This is a genomic window from Paenibacillus paridis, assembly GCF_006345825.1.
GTDB classification, from domain to species: domain Bacteria; phylum Bacillota; class Bacilli; order Paenibacillales; family Paenibacillaceae; genus Pristimantibacillus; species Pristimantibacillus paridis.
In genome coordinates, this window is sequence record NZ_VCIX01000033.1 from 1 (window position 1) to 697 (window position 697).

Genomic DNA, 697 nt, shown 5'->3' on the forward strand with positions numbered 1-697 from the left:
TGAATTCAGCGTACTGCTGCACCGGGTGTTTATCCAGAAAAAATAAATTCATTAAATTCATTTCAATAAGTTTAGTTTAGTCATTTCAAGGAGGATTCATGGACGTCGACAATGAGCTTTATAGGGATATACAAAACTATACGGGTATGACAGGGCTGTTTTCCATCATCATTGTCATTCTTTGTATTATATTTGTTTGGTTTGTGCTGCAAGAGGTGAAATGGGAAACCTTTTTCAAATTCCCGCGAAGCCCGAAGGCAAGAGTATTTCAGGTCATTGTCGCGATCATAATGGGCAATTTATTGGCCAAGTTTTTTTTGGATTATTGGGGTTATACCGTATTGCTCAAAAGCTTTGTCGAATAACAAAAGCGAAATATGTCAACAATGGGTAATACATGAGGACTCNGAAAACGGTTGTAAAAAAAAGCAAGAATTTAACGCTTGTCGATTCATGTTATGGAGTGATAAGATGAGGGTTGGGTAAAATGTTCAATTCCTAAATATTCACGGTTTGGAAATAGAAATTGCAGTTCGCGGAGGGAACCAAAAGATGACCAAAATTATCGTCCGCGGAGGCCAGCGTTTGACGGGAACGGTCCGTGTTAGCGGAGCAAAGAATGCAGTACTCCCCATTTTAGCGGCCTCATTATTGGCGACAGAAGGAGACAGCGTCATCTATGACGTACCCCTCCTCG

Annotated in this window: 1 protein-coding gene and 1 pseudogene; both read left to right on the forward strand. The window is 40.7% G+C overall.

Annotated elements, in window-relative coordinates; genetic code table 11:
• Positions 1-98: 98 nt before the first annotated feature.
• Positions 99-365, forward strand: coding sequence for a DUF1146 domain-containing protein (locus tag FJQ58_RS00355; RefSeq protein WP_102715553.1), 267 nt, complete (start codon positions 99-101; stop codon positions 363-365).
• 187 nt (positions 366-552) lie between these two features.
• Positions 553-697 (forward strand): annotated as a pseudogene (locus FJQ58_RS00360) (UDP-N-acetylglucosamine 1-carboxyvinyltransferase); the annotation flags it as partial.

Bases quoted from the DNA above. Each gene is read 5' to 3' on its own strand.
- FJQ58_RS00355 (WP_102715553.1), top strand. From the start codon at position 99: ATGGACGTCGACAATGAGCTTTATAGGGATATACAAAACTATACGGGT.